Source organism: Vibrio sp. L85 (assembly GCF_963871815.1).
In the GTDB taxonomy this organism is placed as follows: Bacteria; Pseudomonadota; Gammaproteobacteria; order Enterobacterales; family Vibrionaceae; genus Vibrio; species Vibrio harveyi.
The window spans coordinates 1-476 of sequence record NZ_CAWMYL010000121.1 but is presented as its reverse complement, the minus strand read 5'-3'; the positions used below and the strand labels follow the sequence as shown (position 1 = coordinate 476).

The 476-nt window shown below is 41.8% G+C and carries 1 protein-coding gene and 1 pseudogene; both read left to right on the top strand.

Annotated elements, in window-relative coordinates:
* Positions 1-270 (top strand): annotated as a pseudogene (locus AACR11_RS12945) (hypothetical protein); the annotation flags it as partial.
* Between the two features lie 26 nt (positions 271-296).
* Positions 297-476: DUF7659 family protein (locus AACR11_RS12940; protein ID WP_445286007.1), on the top strand; the 180-nt coding region annotated here is incomplete at its 3' end.

The following is a 476-nucleotide window of genomic DNA, read 5'->3' as shown; positions in this document are numbered from 1 at the left end:
ACAAAAAGGAAACTCGATATGGCGCAACAAAACTCAACCCTAACTCTCTCTAAATGCCAAACAGCGACCAACGTCTCGCCGTTGGAGCGCGAAAGCCCTCCTAAAAATGATTTCTCTTTGGTTCAGCGCAAGCGTCAACGTGATCTGAAAATTTTAGACCGATTAAGAGAAATTCATGGATTGAAGAGAAAGCCTGTTCGCCATATTAGATGTAACCCTTTGAATTATGTTTGTACCGCTACCGCATGTATCGACCTTAATCGTATTTAATCAAACCATTCCATAGAGGCATAACAATGAAATATCTATCAGATTACACAAGTGAAAAACAAACCCGAGCCTTTGACGAGTTCGGCGCATTCTTTGCCTTTTCTAATGAGCAGTTTGCAGCAGCAAAAAAAGAGGGGATCAAATACGTTTCCCTTGGTTTTGGCATGATCGTGCCAGAGAGTAATGCGAGTGCTTTAGTCGAAAAG